Genomic DNA, 14781 nt, shown 5'->3' with positions numbered 1-14781 from the left:
CGACACCGAAGGGAGGTGTCAGACGCCCAGGAGGGGGATGTCGTTCTTGCCGAGGTGGTAGTCGCGGACCGCGGCGACCAGTTCGGTGACCGTGAGGGAGCCGTCGCCGTCGGCGTCGATCTCCCGGAAGGCCTCGTCGGACTGCTCGGGGGCCAGACCGATCGCGGCGAACCACCGCTGCATCTCCGTCGGGCTGATCTGACCGTCACCGTCGGTGTCGACGATGGTCGCGACCGCCTGGATGGTCGGCTGGAGCACCTCCGAGAAACCGGCGTCCCCCCTGCTGACGATCTCGCTCTCGGCGGCCCGGATGAAGTCCTCCTTGGACATCTCCTCGGTGCCCGCGGCCTGCGCGAGCCGGTCGAACAGGCCCTGGTAGGCGGCCCGGAGGGCGGCGGCCCCGGGGGCCGAGGCGTCGACGCCGAAGCGCTCGATGATGCCCTCGAACTCCACCTCGAAGTCCGAACGCTCGATCACACCGTTGCCGTTGTGGTCCCACAGACGGAAGCGCTCTTCGAGACGGTCGTTGGCCTTGACGGCAGTCGTCATCTGCTCTCCTTCGAAAGAAATACGCAAAAAGAAAGGGGTTCCCAGAGAAGGAATCTCAGGACGATCAAAGAATCGCTCTCCCCACGCCGAAGACTACCAATAGAGAGCCCCCCATAAAGACCTCACGGAGGAGAAACCCAAAGCTCAGTGAATTTTACATCGGACATTCATCGACATTGTTTACGTATTGGATGGAGAAAAGTTCGGCGACGATTCCCGCGCTCCCCTGCCGGAACACCACGGGCTCCTCCGGGCACAGTCCCAGCTCACCTCCGGTGGGCATCGGGACGGCGTGGATCAGCACGTTGTAGTGGTTGGGGGTGTGGCAGGCGTCGAACCCCAGCACCACGCCCACCCTGCGCGAACCGATCCACACCTGGTCCCCCCGGTCCACGACCCCGGCCGCGGTGATCTCGGCGAACCCCAGGAAACCGACGCGGTCGATCCGGGTGCCCTCGGCGGTCCCGGTGTGCTCGGTGGCGACCAGTTCGTGAACCTCGCCCACCCGCACGCACCGACTCGCGAACGGCTCCAACCGCATCCCCCGTTCGGTCCTACGATGCGTCAACACCTTGACCAGGGACGCGGTCACCTCTCGTTTGGCCCCGTCCTCGCGCGGATTCACCGGCCCACGCTCTCTCCCTCGGCCACCGCCCGGTAGGCCTGGCCCACCAGGCGCAGCGCCGACGTCCCGGCCCCGTCCTCGACCCGGCCCACGCGGACCCGTCGGGCGAAGTCGGCGGCGACGCCCTCGTACTCGTGCCACAACGACTCCTTGAAGGCGGGTCGGTCCGCCAACATGTCGGCCGTCCACACCCGTCCGTCGGCCGTGCGCACCCGAACGTCCTTGCGCTCCCCCTGGTGGGACCAGTCCAGGAGCACCCGGACCCGGGTGCTTCCCGCGGTCAAGGAGATGTCCGCCCACCGGTCCACGCCCGCTTCGTCGCACACCACCCGGGCCTCGGACACCTCGGCCCGGCCCAGCAGGTCCTCCACGAGGTCGAAGGCGTTGGGGCCGTTGTCGGCCACGCAGCCGCCCCCGCACCGCGCCGGGTCCAGGTACCAGGTGTCCTCCCCCGCGTGCTCCTCGATCCGTTCCAGGTAGCGCACGGTCACCTCCGTCACCGTGTCTTCCCGGACCCGTGCACGCAACGTCGCGAACTCGGAGTTGTACCGGCGGTGGAAGGCCGTGAAGAGGGGCACGCCCCGCTCCCGGGCCAGGGCGCTCAACACCTCCCCTTCCATCAGGTCCAGGGCCAACGGTTTCTCCACGCACACCGCGACTCCGGCGGAGAGCGCGTCCGCGCAGATCCGGGCGTGCGCGTCGTTGGGCGCGGTGACCACGACCGCGTCCAGGTCCGCCTCCGCCAACATCCGCACGTGGTCGGTGTATCCGATCGTGCCGAGCGCGGGCACGGCGACCTTCTCCGGGTCCAGGTCGCACACCGCCACCAGGTTCCAGTCCGAGGACGCGGTCAGGGCCGCCAGGTGGAAGCGGGAGATCACCCCCAGGCCGACCACTCCCACGCGCAACGCCTTCATCGTTCCTCCACCACCGATCGCGGGGCGCAGATCCCCGCCCCGCGGGCGGTCTCCACCAGTTCCTCGTACAGGTCGACGGACAGGGGCACACCGCGCACGCGTCGCTCGGCCGCCAAGTGGTACTCGTGCCAGCCCGGATAGCGCACGGGGTGCTCCGGGTCGACGGGCGGGCAGTCCGTCAGCACCCCGAACAGCTCCTCGGCGTCGGTCCGGGCGCCTTCGCGCAACGCGTCCGGAGCGATGGCCAGCATCAGGAAACCGATGTCGTCGTCCCGTCCGGTGGGCCCGCCGTCCCCCGTCAGGGCGTCCGGGCGGGGCCCGCGGCCCGAGCCGGAGACGACGGCGGACAGTACCTCCACCAGCACGCCGAGCCCGAACCCCTTGAACCGGCCCACCCGATCACCGAGCCAGGTCAGGTGCGCCCGGCCGGCGTCGAACTCGGACGGGTCGGTGACCGGGGCTTCCCGGTCATCGCACAGCAGCCCCTCCGGAACCGACCGGCCCTCCCGAGCGGCCTGCCGGATGCGCCCGGTGGGCGCGGCCGTGGTGCTCATGTCCAACAGGAAGGGTGGGAGCGCACCGGCCGGGGCCGCCGCGCTGAGCGGGTTGGTGCCCAGGAGCGCCACGGTCCCGCCGGGTGGTCGGGCGATGCGCTGACCCCCGCAGTTGCTCGTCACCACGCCGACCATGCCGCGTTCGACCGCGCGCAACGCGTGGTGTCCGGCGCATCCCAGGTGGGTGGCGTCGCGTACCGCCACCAGTCCGATCCCGTGGCGTTCGGCCCGTGCGGCGGCCAGGTCCATCGCCTCCGAGGCCGACCACAGTCCGAGGGCGCGGCGGGCGTCGAGCAGCACGGCCGCGCCCAGGTCGGTGACGACGCGGGGTTCGGCGCGGGGGTCGGCCCGCCCCTCGTCGAGCAGGGGCAGGTAGAGACGGGTCAGGTTGGCCACGCCGTGGGAGTCCATCCCGGTCAGGTCGCCGTGGCACAGGGCGCGCGCCGCCTCCCTCGCGCGGTCTCGGGGCAGCCCCCGCCCCACGAGGATCTCCGTGAGGAATTCCAGTAGCGCGTCGTGGTCGACCAGGACCCTCTCCCGGGTCGGAGAGGGTTCCGGCGGTGCGGGAAGGGTGGTCACGATCCTCCGTCGGTCTCGTCGGTCTTGTTCGTCCGGTCGGTGAAGGTGGTCAGGAGCCGGGCCACCATGGCGGCGAAGCCGTCGAGGTCGGTGCGGTGGGCGCGCTCGTGGTCTCCGTGGGCTCCGTCCGCGGCCAGGTCCCCCGGGCCCAGCACGACCGTGCAGGTGTCCGAGACCCCCGACATCCAGATGGCGTCGCAGGTGAAGGCGGCCTCATCGGTCGGCCAGGCGGGCACACCGATCCCCCGCAACAACTCGTGTCCCCAGCGGTCGTGATCGTCCAGGACCGGCAGCCCCCGTTTGAGCCAGTCCAGTCGGGTGATGTGCCGGGCGTCGGCCGCGGTCCGGGCGAACAGGGTGGTGTCGCCGAAGAGTTCGGTGAACTCGGTCAGGGCCGCCTCGAACGCCTCGGTGACCGCCCCCTCCAAGGCGCGGCCGGTCTCGGCGTCGGCGTAGGACAGGTTGAACAGCAGGTCACCGGTGCCGTAGACCCGGTTGTGCAGGTCGCCGGTGCGTAGCCCCGCCACGCACACCGCCCCGTCGTGGGCGCGCTCGTCCAGGGAACGGCCCATGCTCTGGGCGAGGAAGCCCAGTAGGACCGAGGCGTTGTGCCCGGTGTGGGGGCGATCGTCGATGGCGTCGTCTCCGCGCACCGACACCCGTGCGGTCATCGACGCCGTCGAACGGGTGAGGAAGCGTCCGGAGGTGGGTTCGCAGAACACGTTGACGCGGCCGATGTGTCCGCGTTCCACCAGGGGGCGGGTGCCCAGCACACCCATGGCGCCGCCCTCCTCACCCGCGACCGCCTGGATGATCACCGCGCTGTCCCGGCCCACATCGACCGAACGTTCCCGGGCGGAGCGCACACCGGCGAGCAGCGCCACGGCGGGCCCCTTGGCGTCGATGGCGCCCCGGCCGTGGAAGACCTCCCCGTCGAAGCCGGCCGGTGGCCCGCCGGCGACGGTGTCCAGGTGCACGTTGAACATCACGGTGCGCTCGCGTGGCACGGTGTCGGGTCCCAGCCGCAGGACCAGGCTGGGTTGGCAGGCCAGGAAGGCGGGGTCCGCCGAGGCGGCGCGCACCGTCTCGGGCACACCGGGCGCCGTCAGGTCGGCGGGGTCGGCGGGGGCGTGGCGCACCACGTGGAAGCCGATCCGCGCCGCCGCCTCGGCGTAGTCGCGCTGGGCCTGCCACAACCGGGGCGAAGGTCCGGTGGCGCCGACCTCCAGGGGTCCGGCGGTGGGGGTGGCCATCAGGTGCAGCAGGAGGGCGTGGTCCCGTTCGGTCAGCGTCATCGGACCTCCTCCGGGTGCCGGATCCGGTCCACCGTCCGCTCCAGGGCCCGCCCGTATCGGACGAACGCGGCCCGGTCCCCTCGGCCGGGGTCGACGCCCTCGGCCCCCAGGTGGGGGCGCAGGTGCAGGTGGGGTTCGATGGACAGGGCGCCCCGGTAACCGTGGTCGGCCAGGATGCGCAGGCACTCCGCCACACCGGCCCGGCCCTCGCCGGGCAGCACGTAGGCGATGTCCCCGTCGGGTCCGGTGACGGCGTCCTTGACGTGGACGTGGGTCACGTACTCCACGAGTGGGCGCAGCATCGCGGCGGCGTCGTAGCCGTGGGCGACCCCGTTGCCGATGTCGAACAACACGCGCAGCGCCGGACTGTCGACGTGGGAGATGAGGTCCAGGGCGCGGTCGGCGTCCTCCCCGGCCCAGCCGGCGCAGTTCTCGTGCGCCAGGATCAGACCGGCGTCCTCGGCCCGACGGGTCAGTTCACGCATCCGGGTGTACACCGTGCGCCGCCACTCGGGTTCGGCCAGACCACCGGAGGGATAGGACATGATCCGCACCGTGCGCGTGCCGAGGACGGCGCAGCGACGGGCCAGGATGTCCAGTTCGGCCGTGTCCAGGGCGAAGTCGCCGGTGGCGGGCCGGGACCAGTCACCGATCTTGGCGGCGATGGCGACGACCTCCACTCCGGCCGCACAGATGTGCTCCGCGGCCCGTGCGAAGTCGGCCTCGGGCAGCGCGGCGAGCGGGACGTGGTCCAGGGAGCGCAGCTCCAACCGGTTCCACCGGAGTTCGCGCACGGCGGCGAGCTGGTCCACGAGCCCGGGGGCGGCCTCGTCGCCGATTCCGGCCAGGCGGGGCGGTTCAGGCACCGACGGCATCGGCCACCTCCCAACGTGTGGGGAGCGAGGGGTGCGGTTGCGGGGAACACCGTCTCTTGGCCTCGGCCAGCAGTCGGACGGCCTCCACGTGGACCGGCAGGTCGCCGCGCTCCCGTCGGGGTTCGCGGTAGCGGGCGTAACAGGAGTGCAGGAGAGCGGTGAGGGCGTCGTCGACGAAGATCGAACGGGTGGGTTCGCGGCCGGGCACGGCCACCATCAGTTGTGCGGTGTGGTCGGCCTCGCTGCACGGGTAGTGACCGGTCAGTACGGCCTCGTCGAACTCCAGCACGATGCGCCGCTCGCGCAGGGGCGCGGTCAGGTCGGATTCGATACGGGTCAGCACCCCGGTGTGGTGCGCCAGGGTCAGCCGCGCTCCGCCCAGGCCGGGTATTCGAGTGCGACCCAGGACCATGTCGTCCAGTTCGGCGGCCGTCACGTCGGCTCCGCCCGCCAGGGTGACGGCCATGGCCAGGGCGTGGGGGACCTCGATGTCGAACGCCGTGGGATGCGAGGGGGCTTCCAGGGTCCGGGTGAAGCGGGGTTTGTGCTGGAAGACCGTGATGGCGCGCAAGGCCCCGAAGGCGTGCGAGCGACGGACCTCCAACAGCCGTCCGCTCAGGGCACTGGCCGACCAAGGGGTGGTGACGGTCAGGTCCAGGTCCCAACGGCGGCGCAGTCGAGCGATCGCGGCCAGTTCCACCAGGTCCGGGGCCAGTGGTTTCTCCACGATGATCCAGCGGTAACCGAGTCGGGCCAGCCGCTCCAGTGACCGTGCCCGCAGACCGGGTGGTGTGCACAGGTGGACCACGGTGTCCCGGGGCGGTCGGTGTCGGGCGGCGTCCTCCAGGGAGGGGAACGGGAGGATTCCGTCGACCTCGCCGACATGGGGGTCGTGGCCCATCACCGGCCCCGGCGCGAAGAGGGCGGGGGCCGCCGCCCGCACCTTGGCGAGCGACGGCGCGTGCAGTCCTCGTCCCGCTCTCCCCAGACCCACGATGAGGGTGTGCAGCATGAAGGGAGGGCACCTTTCCGTTCTCCGTTCCCGTAGGCCCGTTGCCCTTTCCAGGCGAACGGAACCATCGAACGGTGACCCAGTTTGGCGCACTGCGAGAAAGACCGTCAAAACGGGAACGGATCGTCATGTCCCGAACCCCGAGGAACGCATACCTAATCAGTCAAGAAAAAGGGGGAAGGATGCGTGATGCACCGATAGCGCATTCCGCACCTTTTTTCCGATTTCTGAGGTCACGCCACCGAGAAACTGAACAGGCCGCTGGGCGGCGCGTGCCATCCCCGGTCCGGCTCCACGGTCACCCCGGGACCGGCGCACCGGGTTCCGGCGTGCAGGCTCACGTCCGTGTCGGTCAGGTTGACCAGGACGTGCGCGGTGGCGGGAAGGCGTACGCAACTTCCCGACTCGGGGTCGGAGTAGCGCACCAGGTCCTCGAACTCGGTCGTGAAGACCACGACCTCACCGGTCGCCGCGTGAGCAGGGGCCGCACCCAGGAAGAGGGTCCCCAGGACCAGAGCGGCCACGGCGGAAGGAATCCTCATTCCACCTTCCTTTCGCATTTAATGCACGTTTCACGGAAATGATCCCCTCACTCACGCATGACACGGAGGGCGATCGGGTCGATCCTCTCCAAAGCGGGGGTTCCGCGCAAGGCAAATACCCGGGAATCAGGTTTCGGCCCACCGATCGGCGATGAATAAAACCAGAGCCGCGCGTCCGCGAGAATTCATATTTCCCTTTTGTCCTTATGAAAAGGACACCCGGGCGTCGCCCCTCGTAGCGAAGGCGACGCCCGGGCGCGGGTCTCATCCCTTGAGCGCCCCGGCCATCAGACCGCGCATGAAGTAGCGGCCCAGGACCAGGTAGACGATCAGGGTCGGCAGCGACGCCAGGATCGCCGCCGCCATCTGTTGGTTGTAGGGCACCACCATCGACCCGGCCACGTTGTTCAGCTGCACCGTCACCGGCCAGCTGTTGGGGCCGGTGAGGAACACCGCGAACAGGAAGTCGTTCCAGGCGGAGGTGAACTGCCAGATCAGCGTGACCGCGAAGGCCGGGGCCGACACCGGCAGCACCACCGAGGCGTAGGTGCGCAGCATGCCCGCACCGTCCACCCTGGCCGCCTCGATGAGTGTCTGCGGGATGCTCGCGTAGTAGTTACGGAAGATGAGCGTGCAGATCGGGATGCCGTAGACGGTGTGCGCCAGGATCAGCGGCAACACCCCGCCCATGAGGTTCGCGCTCACCAGCATCTGCTGGAGCGGGATCATCACCGCCTGGTAGGGGATGAACATCCCGAACAGGAACAGCGTGAAGACGGTGTCCGCGCCGGGGAATCGCCAGCGCGCCATCACGAACCCGTTCATGGAGCCCAACGTCGCCGAGATGACGGCGCTGGGCACCGCCACCATGACGCTGTTGTACATCCCCGGGGCCAGGGCCTCCCAGGCCGTGACCCATCCCTCGACACTCCACACCTGAGGCAGTGACCAGGCCCCGGCCGCGGTCGCCTCCGCGAAGGGCTTGAACCCGGTCACTATCAGTACGTACATCGGCAGCAGGAACAGCACCGCGAGGGCGAACAGGACGGTGAACTTGACCGCCTGTCCGCGCCGTGTGGTGCCGGCGACCCCGCCGCCGGGGGCGATCACCCGTTCGGGCGCGCTCTGGGTCATCGGCCCTCGCTCCGTTCCTTGCGCACGGTCCACACCAGGTAGGGGATGACGAACACCGCTACCGCGAACAACAGATAGGAGGCGATGGTGGCGCCCTTGGCCGGATCTCGGACCTCGAAGACCATCGCCCACATGTACACGGCCGGGACGTCAGCGATGATCTGTTGCCCGGCGATCGCGATGATCAGGTCGAACACCTTCAACGACATGTGGCCCAGGATGATGATCGCGCTGAGCAGGACCGGCCGCAGCTGTGGCATGACCACGTGCCGGTACACGCCCCATTCGGAACATCCGTCGACGCGGGCCGCCTCGCGCAGGTCCTCCGGCACGCCGCGGAACCCGGCCAGGAACAGCGCCATGATGTACCCGGCCAACTGCCAGATCGCGGGCAGCGCCATGGCCGCCATGCCCAGGTCGGGAGCGGTCCACCAGTCGTTGACCAGGAAGTCCAGGTTGAAGTGGACGAACAGGGCGTTGAGTCCGGTGGCGCGTTCGGCGGGCGCCGGGTTCATCAGCCAGCGCCACACCACACCGGTGGCGATGAAGGACACCGCCATCGGTGCCAGGAACAGGGTGCGAAAGACCGCCTCGCCGCGGACGCCCTTGTCCAGGAGCAGCCCCAGGAGCCAGCCCATGAACAGCGCACCGCCGACGAAGACCACGGTGAAGACGATCGCGTTGCCCACGGCCGCGGGCCAGCGGGCCTCCTGCCACAGGGCCACGAAGTTGACGAGGCCGACGAAGTCCCCGTCCTGGACGGGCGCGTGCTTGTCACTGAGCGCCAACCGGGTGTTCCACCCGATCATGCCGTAGACGAACACCCCGATGAGCAGGATCGACGGGGAGACCAGCAACAGTCCCGGCAGCCAGGTGCGGGCACGGTTCAGCGCCCGACGGAACCGGTTCGGGCGCGCGGGCGCGGTGGTGCGTCCGGGGTCGCGGTGCGCGACCCCGGACGGGTTGTGCGAGTTGCTCATTCGGACTGCGCGGCCTCGTTCAGAGCGGCGTTGAGCGCCTCGGTGTCACCGTCGCCGAGGTACAGGCCGACGGCGGTGTCGATGTCGTTCTTCCAGCGGTTGCCGACGGTCACGCCGTGCCAGAAGGAGCCCGCGAGTTCGGGGCCGGACTGCCATTCCTCCAGCGTCGACTCCAGGTAGGGGCTGTCGGCGTAGCGGGCCGGGTCGGCGTCCTCACGTGCGGGGATCGAGCCCTTGAGCGGGTTGAAGGTGTCCTGGCCCTCCTGGCTCGCGACCAGTTCCAGCCAGGTCATCGCCGCTTCCTCGTTGGGCGCCCCCTCGGGCAGGGTGAAGCTGTCGGAGAGCCACATGTAGGTGCCGTCGGTACCCGGGGACGCGGACCAGTCGTAGTCCTCGCCGGGGAGCGCTCCCAGTTCGTCGAAGTAACCGGCCGCCCAGTCCCCCATGATGTTGAAGGCCGCCTCGCCGTCGGAGACCCGGCGCGCCGCCTCCTGCCAGTCCTCCGCGGCCGACTCCTCCTGGGTGTACTCCATGATCTCTTCGAAGGTGCCCAGGGCGTCGGCGACCTCGGGGGTGTCCCAGGAGGCGCCGGGCTCCCAGAGCTCGTTGTAGCCCTCGGGACCCAACGATCCCAGCAGCACCGACTCCAACAGGTGGGAGACGGTCCACTGCGCGCCCACGGCCATGGGGATGGCGTCGGTCTCCTCCGAGACCGCCTCCAGGGCTTCGAGGAGTTCGTCCAGGGTCTCGGGCGGGGCGTCGACCCCGGCCTCCTCCAACACCGTCGGGTTGGACCACATGACGTTGGAGCGGTGGATGTTCACCGGGACGGAGTAGACGGACCCGTCGTAGGTGATCTGTTCGACGAGCTGGTCGGGTAGCGCGTCGTGCAGCCCCTGTTCGTCGAAGAAGTCGTCCAGCGGGGCCAGGTACCCGGCCTCGATGTAGTCCTGGAGTTCGGCCCCGGCGTGCCCCTGGAAGGAGTCCGGCGGGTCCTGGCTCTGCAGGCGGCCCTCCAGGACCGCCTGAGCGTTGGTGCCCGAACCGCCGGCCACCGCCGCGTTGACGAACTCGACGTCGGGGTTGTCCTCCTCGTACTGCTCGATGAGGGCGTTCAGGCCGGCCTCTTCACCGCCGCCGGTCCACCAGGAGAAGACCTCGACCTGCTCACCGCCGCCGCCATCGCCTCCGTCTCCACACGCCGAAGCCATGAGCACCAGACCCAGTGCCCCCGCCGCGACCGACCACCGTCGTGCACGCATGAGTTGTCCTCTCGTAGAGGCAGATCCGTCCCACGACCGCGACCTGCCCCTCGTGTCCCACATCACAGAAGTTGATTGCCGTGCCATCTTTCGCACCCAGGTCGATCAAGGTCAAGAGGCGGACGAATCCGAATCCGAGGCGTGACCTGACAGCTCTCCGGATCTTCCGGACGGCCGGAAGACACGCCGAGGCCGACCCCGCACCGCGAACGACACCGAGGCCCATCGTGACCTGTGCTCTTCGCCGCGTCCGGGCCTCCGAGAGCCCGAAGCGGCCCACCATGGGGGCACGGACCTTGGCACAATCACGGCATGTCCGCCATCGACAGAGCCACCTCGGTACGACTGGCCGCCCTGCCACTGACCGCCCTGCTGCTGTCCTCGTGCGGCGCCGATGGTGGTGCCGTGGGAGCCGTGGCCACCGGCCACTTCTCCGCCCGTCACCACTTCCCCGTCATCATGATCGACTGGTGCGGGGACAGCCCTCCCGCCCGGATCGACCTGGTATCGGAGGAGCACCAGTGGCGACTGACCGCCAACGAGGAGTTCTCGGAGAGCCCGATGGAGGTGGACCTGGCCGCACCCGGTGAGGAGTGGGACATCACCGACGACGCGGGAGCCCCCGCCTACCGGGTCGTCCCCGAGAGCGCGGACACCGAGTACACCCTGGGCGTGACCTCGGTGCGGGGAACCGAGGACGACAGGGAGAACGACATCGCCTCCCTGCGCTTCGACACCGACACCCTCGCCGCCGAGGACGGGGTGCTCCTGGGCACTCACCAGAGCGACGAGGGCACGCTCATCGGCCCCGACGAGTTCCCACCGGAGTGCTGAGCCCGAACGAAAAAGGGGCCTCGCGTCACACGGGCCCCACCGACAACCCCGGCACCGCCCTTTGTCGCGATCGCGCGACCAATATCTCGATCCGCACCAATAGGGACACCCCGCTCGGTACATAATGTGCCCCATGCGCGAAGCGGGGAAGAAGACCCGGATCGCCCTGGGCGCGATCCTCACGGGTGCCCTCACGGCCGGTCCCCTCGTCCTGGACGGGGAGGCGGTCACACCCGGTACCGAACCCGCCGTATGGGTCACCGCGGCCATGGTGGCGACCTACACGGCCTGGATCGCCATGTCCCTTCGCCGATCACCGCGACCCGGTTCCGACACCGACCGCCCCCGAGAGCGAGAGGAAATCGGCCCGCACCACCCGGGTCCCGCCCCGGAACATCCATTGCGGACCGTCTTCACCTCACCCGACGGATCGGCGCCCGAGGGTTCCCTCCACGACGTGCACACCGTCTTCGAAGGCCTCGCACATCCCCGCCTGCTCGTGCTGGGCGAACCCGCGTCAGGTAAGTCGTACCTGGCCGCGACCCTGGCCCGGCGGCTCACCCGGGACGATCCCGAACGGCACGCGCTCGTCCTCGACCTGGGCACCTGGAACCCCGAGGCCAACGAGGACGTGGCCCTGCACGCCGCCCGGGTCAGTCGTCTCGCGCTCCACCCCGGAACCGATCCACCCTCGGAGCGGGAGCTCCACGCGCTCATCCACGAGGGACGCGTCCTTCTCGTACTGGACGGCTTGGACCAGGTCCGACCGGCCTGGCGACCCACGGCCCTGGCCGCGATCGAGGGGTTACGCACCCTCGGAGCCCCCCTCCTCGTCACCTGTCGCACACAGGAGTTCGCGGCCCTCGAACGACTCTCCCCCCACGCCCTGCCCGACTGCGCCAGGATCCTGCTCGGCCCGGTCGGCCCCACCGACGCGCTGGACCTGCTCACCGACACCGAACCCGCCCCGGGGCCCGCCGACGTCGAACCCCGGTGGGCGCCGGTGGTGGAGCGGATCGAACACCGCCGCTCCGGTCCCCTCGCACGCGCCTCGCGCTCGCCCCTGGCCCTGGACCTGGCCCGGATCGTCCACTGTCCCCCGGGCGCCGAACCGGCCGAGCTGGTGGAGGTCGCCGAACGCTCCTCCACACTGCGCCACCTGGTCCACGAACGCGTCCGGCAGGCCTTCGACGCCGATGGCACCGACCCGGAACGGGCACGAAGGTGGGCGGCGCACCTGGCCTACCACCTGTACTTCACCGGGCGACAGCGCTTCCACTGGTGGCGGCTGCACGGGGGGCTGCTCCCCCGATGGTTCACCCACGGCCTGCTGCCCGCCCTGCTCGCGGTGGTGGTCGCCGTGCTCGCCACCCCGATCCTGGGCACCGGCGGCGTCGCCGCCTCCCCCGAGTCCCCCCTCGCGCTGGCCACCCTCCTCGTCCTGGGTTCCCTGGGCGTGTTCTCCCCGCTGTGGCGCAACACCGACCTGTCCACCGAAGGGCACCCCAGGGACAACACCCGCGGGATGGAGTGGGACCGTCCCGCGCACGCGCTGTCGGCGCTGCTGTACGGAACCCTCGTCGGGGTGGCGGTGACCGGCGGGGTGACGGGCCTGCTCCTGGGCGGGCTGTTCGGTGTCGTGCTCGCGTTCGCCCAGGTGTGGCTGAACCGACCGCGCAACGGTCCCCCGGTCGACGTCGGGCCCGCCGACGCCCTGTCCGCCGCCATGGCGCTCGGGTTCGGGTTCGGTCTGTTCGGTGCGCTCTGCTTCGCCCTCGCCGGCTGGGCCGTTCCGCAGGCGGGCGGGTCCCTGTCGGCCGCCGGGTCGGCGTTCCTGGTGTGCGCGCTCACCTCCGCCCACCCGTTCGGGCTGTGGCCCTGGTTTCGCTTCCGGGTGACCCACCTGCTCCTGGCCGCGAGGGGACGACTGCCCCGACGGCTGGACCTCTTCGTCGACCGACTGCGCGAGGCCGGTCTGGTGCGCGGACACGGGCCGACCTGGCGGTTCCATCACCCCCTGATCCGCGACCACCTGGCCGACGACGTCGAGATCGCCCGACTCACCTCGCAGGTCCAGAGCCTGTACGGGGCGGCGGGGCAGGGCGGGGACCCCCAGGGGCGGCGCCTGGACGAGAGCGTGGAGCTGCACAACCTCGTCGAGCTGTACGCCGAACGCGGTGACGTGGACGCGCTGCACCGACTGGTCACCGAACGGGAGAGTTCCACCGCCGAGATCAGGTTGGCCGACGTGCTCACCGAACGCGGCGACCACGAACGGCTGCGCGAACTGGCGCGCGGCGGCAGTCGCCCGGCGCGCCTCAGATGGGCCGACGTCCTCGTCGAACGCGGCGAACTCGACCAGTTGCGCCTGCTGGCGGCCACCGGCGACCACGCCGTCACCGAACGGCTGGCCGACGCCCTGGCCGCCCAGGGCGACACCGTGGAGTTGGCCGCCATGGCCGATCGCGGCGGATGGGAGGGGCCGGCCGCCCAGGTGGAGCGGCTTCCGACCCTGCACTACGTGCCGGACGGGGCCCTGTGGACCGCCGCCCAAGCGCTGGAGCGTTTGGGGACCTCGGCCCTGGCCGACGCGCCCCGCTGGCACGCCGCGCACAACCTCGCGACGTCGTTGGCCGAGCGCGGGGATCTCGAAGGGTTGTCCGCCCGTTCGGCGGAGGGCGACTGGTGGAGTGCGGAACGGTTGGCGTCGCTGCTCGCCGAGGAGGGGAACCTGTCGGCGTTGACCGCCCGCGCGGAGCGCGGCGACTGGTGGTCGGCCCAGCGCTTGGCCCCGGCCCTCATCGCCCACGGCGACCTGGCCGGCGCCGCCCGGATCCTGGAGTCCTACCAGGTCAGGGAGCACTGCTGGGCGTTCCTGGGCCAGGCCGACCTGTGCACCCGGGCGGGCGACACCGAGAAGGCCGTCCAGGTGCTGGAGGAGATCAAGGACCGGCACCGCGAACAGGTCGGCACGCACCTGTGGAGCATCGACGCCAAGATCATCGACCTGCACCTGGGCGACGGACGGCCGGAGGCGGCGTTGCCGGAGCTGCGCCGTCAGGCCGACCGCGGGCGCGAGTGGGCCGGGCGTCGGCTCGCCGTGGTCCTGCTCGACCTGGGCCGGTGGCAGGAGCTGGAGCAGCGCGCCCGGCAGGGTGACGCGGGCGCGGCGTTGACCCTGGCCGACGCCCAGGTCGCCGAGGGACACCCGGAGCGGGCATTGCGCACCCTGGAGCTGGGCTTCGATCCCCGTGCCGAGGAGATCGGCGAGGCGCTGGCGGACTCCTACGCGCGCTTGGGCAGGGTGCGCCGCCTGCGGCGCCTGGCGCGGGACGACGTCAGGGCCAGGCGGCGGCTGGCCCGCCACCTGGCCGAGTCGGGACGGGTGGAGGAGGCCATCGAGCTGTTGCGGGGGCGGGGACACACGGGGGTCGAACGTGATGCCGACACCACCCGACTCCTCCTGGAACTCCACCGTTCCCGCGACGAGTCCCCCTCTCCCGCCTGACCTCGCCGGTGCGGGCGTCGCCGTACGGCCCGGACCCGCACGTGGCTCGTGGCGTGGCCGCTCTGTGCTTGACTTCCGGAAGGACACGGACACTATCGGCGACCGAAGACGTGAA

Annotated in this window: 13 protein-coding genes; 2 read left to right on the top strand and 11 right to left on the bottom strand. The window is 70.5% G+C overall.

The genetic code is table 11. From position 1 onward, the window contains the following. Positions 1-18: 18 nt before the first annotated feature. The 11 genes from BQ8420_RS06320 to BQ8420_RS06270 all read right to left on the bottom strand — a co-directional run bounded on the left by BQ8420_RS06320 (position 19) and on the right by BQ8420_RS06270 (position 10324). Positions 19-549, bottom strand: coding sequence for an EF-hand domain-containing protein (locus tag BQ8420_RS06320; protein WP_087096867.1), 531 nt, complete (start codon positions 547-549; stop codon positions 19-21). Positions 550-703: 154 nt separating this feature from the next. Next, a complete protein-coding gene (locus BQ8420_RS06315) occupies positions 704-1174 on the bottom strand; it encodes a DUF6917 domain-containing protein (protein ID WP_087096866.1) in 471 nt (156 codons plus the stop codon). Then, positions 1171-2091, bottom strand: coding sequence for a Gfo/Idh/MocA family protein (locus BQ8420_RS06310; RefSeq protein ID WP_087096865.1), 921 nt, complete (start codon positions 2089-2091; stop codon positions 1171-1173). Before BQ8420_RS06310 ends, BQ8420_RS06315 begins: the two co-directional genes overlap by 4 nt. Beyond that, positions 2088-3224 (bottom strand): Ldh family oxidoreductase, encoded by a 1137-nt coding sequence (locus tag BQ8420_RS06305; RefSeq protein WP_087096864.1) that lies wholly within the window; start codon positions 3222-3224, stop codon positions 2088-2090. Before BQ8420_RS06305 ends, BQ8420_RS06310 begins: the two co-directional genes overlap by 4 nt. Further along, positions 3221-4519, bottom strand: a complete 1299-nt coding sequence (locus BQ8420_RS06300) for a M20/M25/M40 family metallo-hydrolase (protein ID WP_087096863.1) — start codon at positions 4517-4519, stop codon at positions 3221-3223. Before BQ8420_RS06300 ends, BQ8420_RS06305 begins: the two co-directional genes overlap by 4 nt. Beyond that, complete coding sequence (locus tag BQ8420_RS06295; protein WP_087096862.1) at positions 4516-5394, bottom strand: sugar phosphate isomerase/epimerase; 879 nt, start codon at positions 5392-5394, stop codon at positions 4516-4518. Before BQ8420_RS06295 ends, BQ8420_RS06300 begins: the two co-directional genes overlap by 4 nt. Beyond that, positions 5378-6406 carry a Gfo/Idh/MocA family oxidoreductase gene (locus BQ8420_RS06290; RefSeq protein ID WP_087096861.1) on the bottom strand — a complete coding sequence of 343 codons (1029 nt, stop codon included), beginning with the start codon at positions 6404-6406 and terminating at the stop codon, positions 5378-5380. The genes BQ8420_RS06295 and BQ8420_RS06290 overlap by 17 nt, the downstream gene beginning before the upstream one ends. Before the next feature lie 233 nt (positions 6407-6639). Next, positions 6640-6948 (bottom strand): hypothetical protein, encoded by a 309-nt coding sequence (locus BQ8420_RS06285; RefSeq protein ID WP_087096860.1) that lies wholly within the window; start codon positions 6946-6948, stop codon positions 6640-6642. A 264-nt stretch (positions 6949-7212) separates the two neighbouring features. Beyond that, positions 7213-8082, bottom strand: a complete 870-nt coding sequence (locus tag BQ8420_RS06280) for a carbohydrate ABC transporter permease (RefSeq protein ID WP_087096859.1) — start codon at positions 8080-8082, stop codon at positions 7213-7215. Continuing rightward, complete coding sequence (locus BQ8420_RS06275) at positions 8079-9062, bottom strand: carbohydrate ABC transporter permease (protein WP_087096858.1); 984 nt, start codon at positions 9060-9062, stop codon at positions 8079-8081. Before BQ8420_RS06275 ends, BQ8420_RS06280 begins: the two co-directional genes overlap by 4 nt. After that, positions 9059-10324 carry an ABC transporter substrate-binding protein gene (locus tag BQ8420_RS06270; protein WP_087096857.1) on the bottom strand — a complete coding sequence of 422 codons (1266 nt, stop codon included), beginning with the start codon at positions 10322-10324 and terminating at the stop codon, positions 9059-9061. The genes BQ8420_RS06275 and BQ8420_RS06270 overlap by 4 nt, the downstream gene beginning before the upstream one ends. Positions 10325-10636: 312 nt before the next feature. Between BQ8420_RS06270 and BQ8420_RS06265 the strand changes: the two genes are divergently transcribed. Together BQ8420_RS06265 and BQ8420_RS06260 are read left to right on the top strand one after the other, a co-directional pair. Then, positions 10637-11158: a hypothetical protein gene (locus BQ8420_RS06265; RefSeq protein WP_087096856.1), complete on the top strand. Its 522-nt coding sequence runs from the start codon at positions 10637-10639 to the stop codon at positions 11156-11158. 133 nt (positions 11159-11291) lie between these two features. Next, positions 11292-14666 carry an NACHT domain-containing protein gene (locus BQ8420_RS06260; RefSeq protein ID WP_087096855.1) on the top strand — a complete coding sequence of 1125 codons (3375 nt, stop codon included), beginning with the start codon at positions 11292-11294 and terminating at the stop codon, positions 14664-14666. Positions 14667-14781: the final 115 nt, after the last annotated feature.

Origin of the sequence: Nocardiopsis sp. JB363 (assembly GCF_900143625.1) — a bacterium.
Taxonomy (GTDB): domain Bacteria; phylum Actinomycetota; class Actinomycetes; order Streptosporangiales; family Streptosporangiaceae; genus Nocardiopsis.
Note: the sequence above shows the minus strand (reverse complement) of the source record. Positions and strands in the feature narration are given on the sequence as shown.

Bases quoted from the DNA above. Each gene is read 5' to 3' on its own strand.
- BQ8420_RS06300 (WP_087096863.1), bottom strand. From the start codon at position 4,519: ATGACGCTGACCGAACGGGACCACGCCCTCCTGCTGCACCTGATGGCC.
- BQ8420_RS06265 (WP_087096856.1), top strand. From the start codon at position 10,637: ATGTCCGCCATCGACAGAGCCACCTCGGTACGACTGGCCGCCCTGCCA.
- BQ8420_RS06260 (WP_087096855.1), top strand. From the start codon at position 11,292: ATGCGCGAAGCGGGGAAGAAGACCCGGATCGCCCTGGGCGCGATCCTC.
- BQ8420_RS06270 (WP_087096857.1), bottom strand. From the start codon at position 10,324: ATGCGTGCACGACGGTGGTCGGTCGCGGCGGGGGCACTGGGTCTGGTG.
- BQ8420_RS06275 (WP_087096858.1), bottom strand. From the start codon at position 9,062: ATGAGCAACTCGCACAACCCGTCCGGGGTCGCGCACCGCGACCCCGGA.
- BQ8420_RS06310 (WP_087096865.1), bottom strand. From the start codon at position 2,091: ATGAAGGCGTTGCGCGTGGGAGTGGTCGGCCTGGGGGTGATCTCCCGC.
- BQ8420_RS06320 (WP_087096867.1), bottom strand. From the start codon at position 549: ATGACGACTGCCGTCAAGGCCAACGACCGTCTCGAAGAGCGCTTCCGT.
- BQ8420_RS06295 (WP_087096862.1), bottom strand. From the start codon at position 5,394: ATGCCGTCGGTGCCTGAACCGCCCCGCCTGGCCGGAATCGGCGACGAG.
- BQ8420_RS06280 (WP_087096859.1), bottom strand. From the start codon at position 8,082: ATGACCCAGAGCGCGCCCGAACGGGTGATCGCCCCCGGCGGCGGGGTC.
- BQ8420_RS06290 (WP_087096861.1), bottom strand. From the start codon at position 6,406: ATGCTGCACACCCTCATCGTGGGTCTGGGGAGAGCGGGACGAGGACTG.
- BQ8420_RS06285 (WP_087096860.1), bottom strand. From the start codon at position 6,948: ATGAGGATTCCTTCCGCCGTGGCCGCTCTGGTCCTGGGGACCCTCTTC.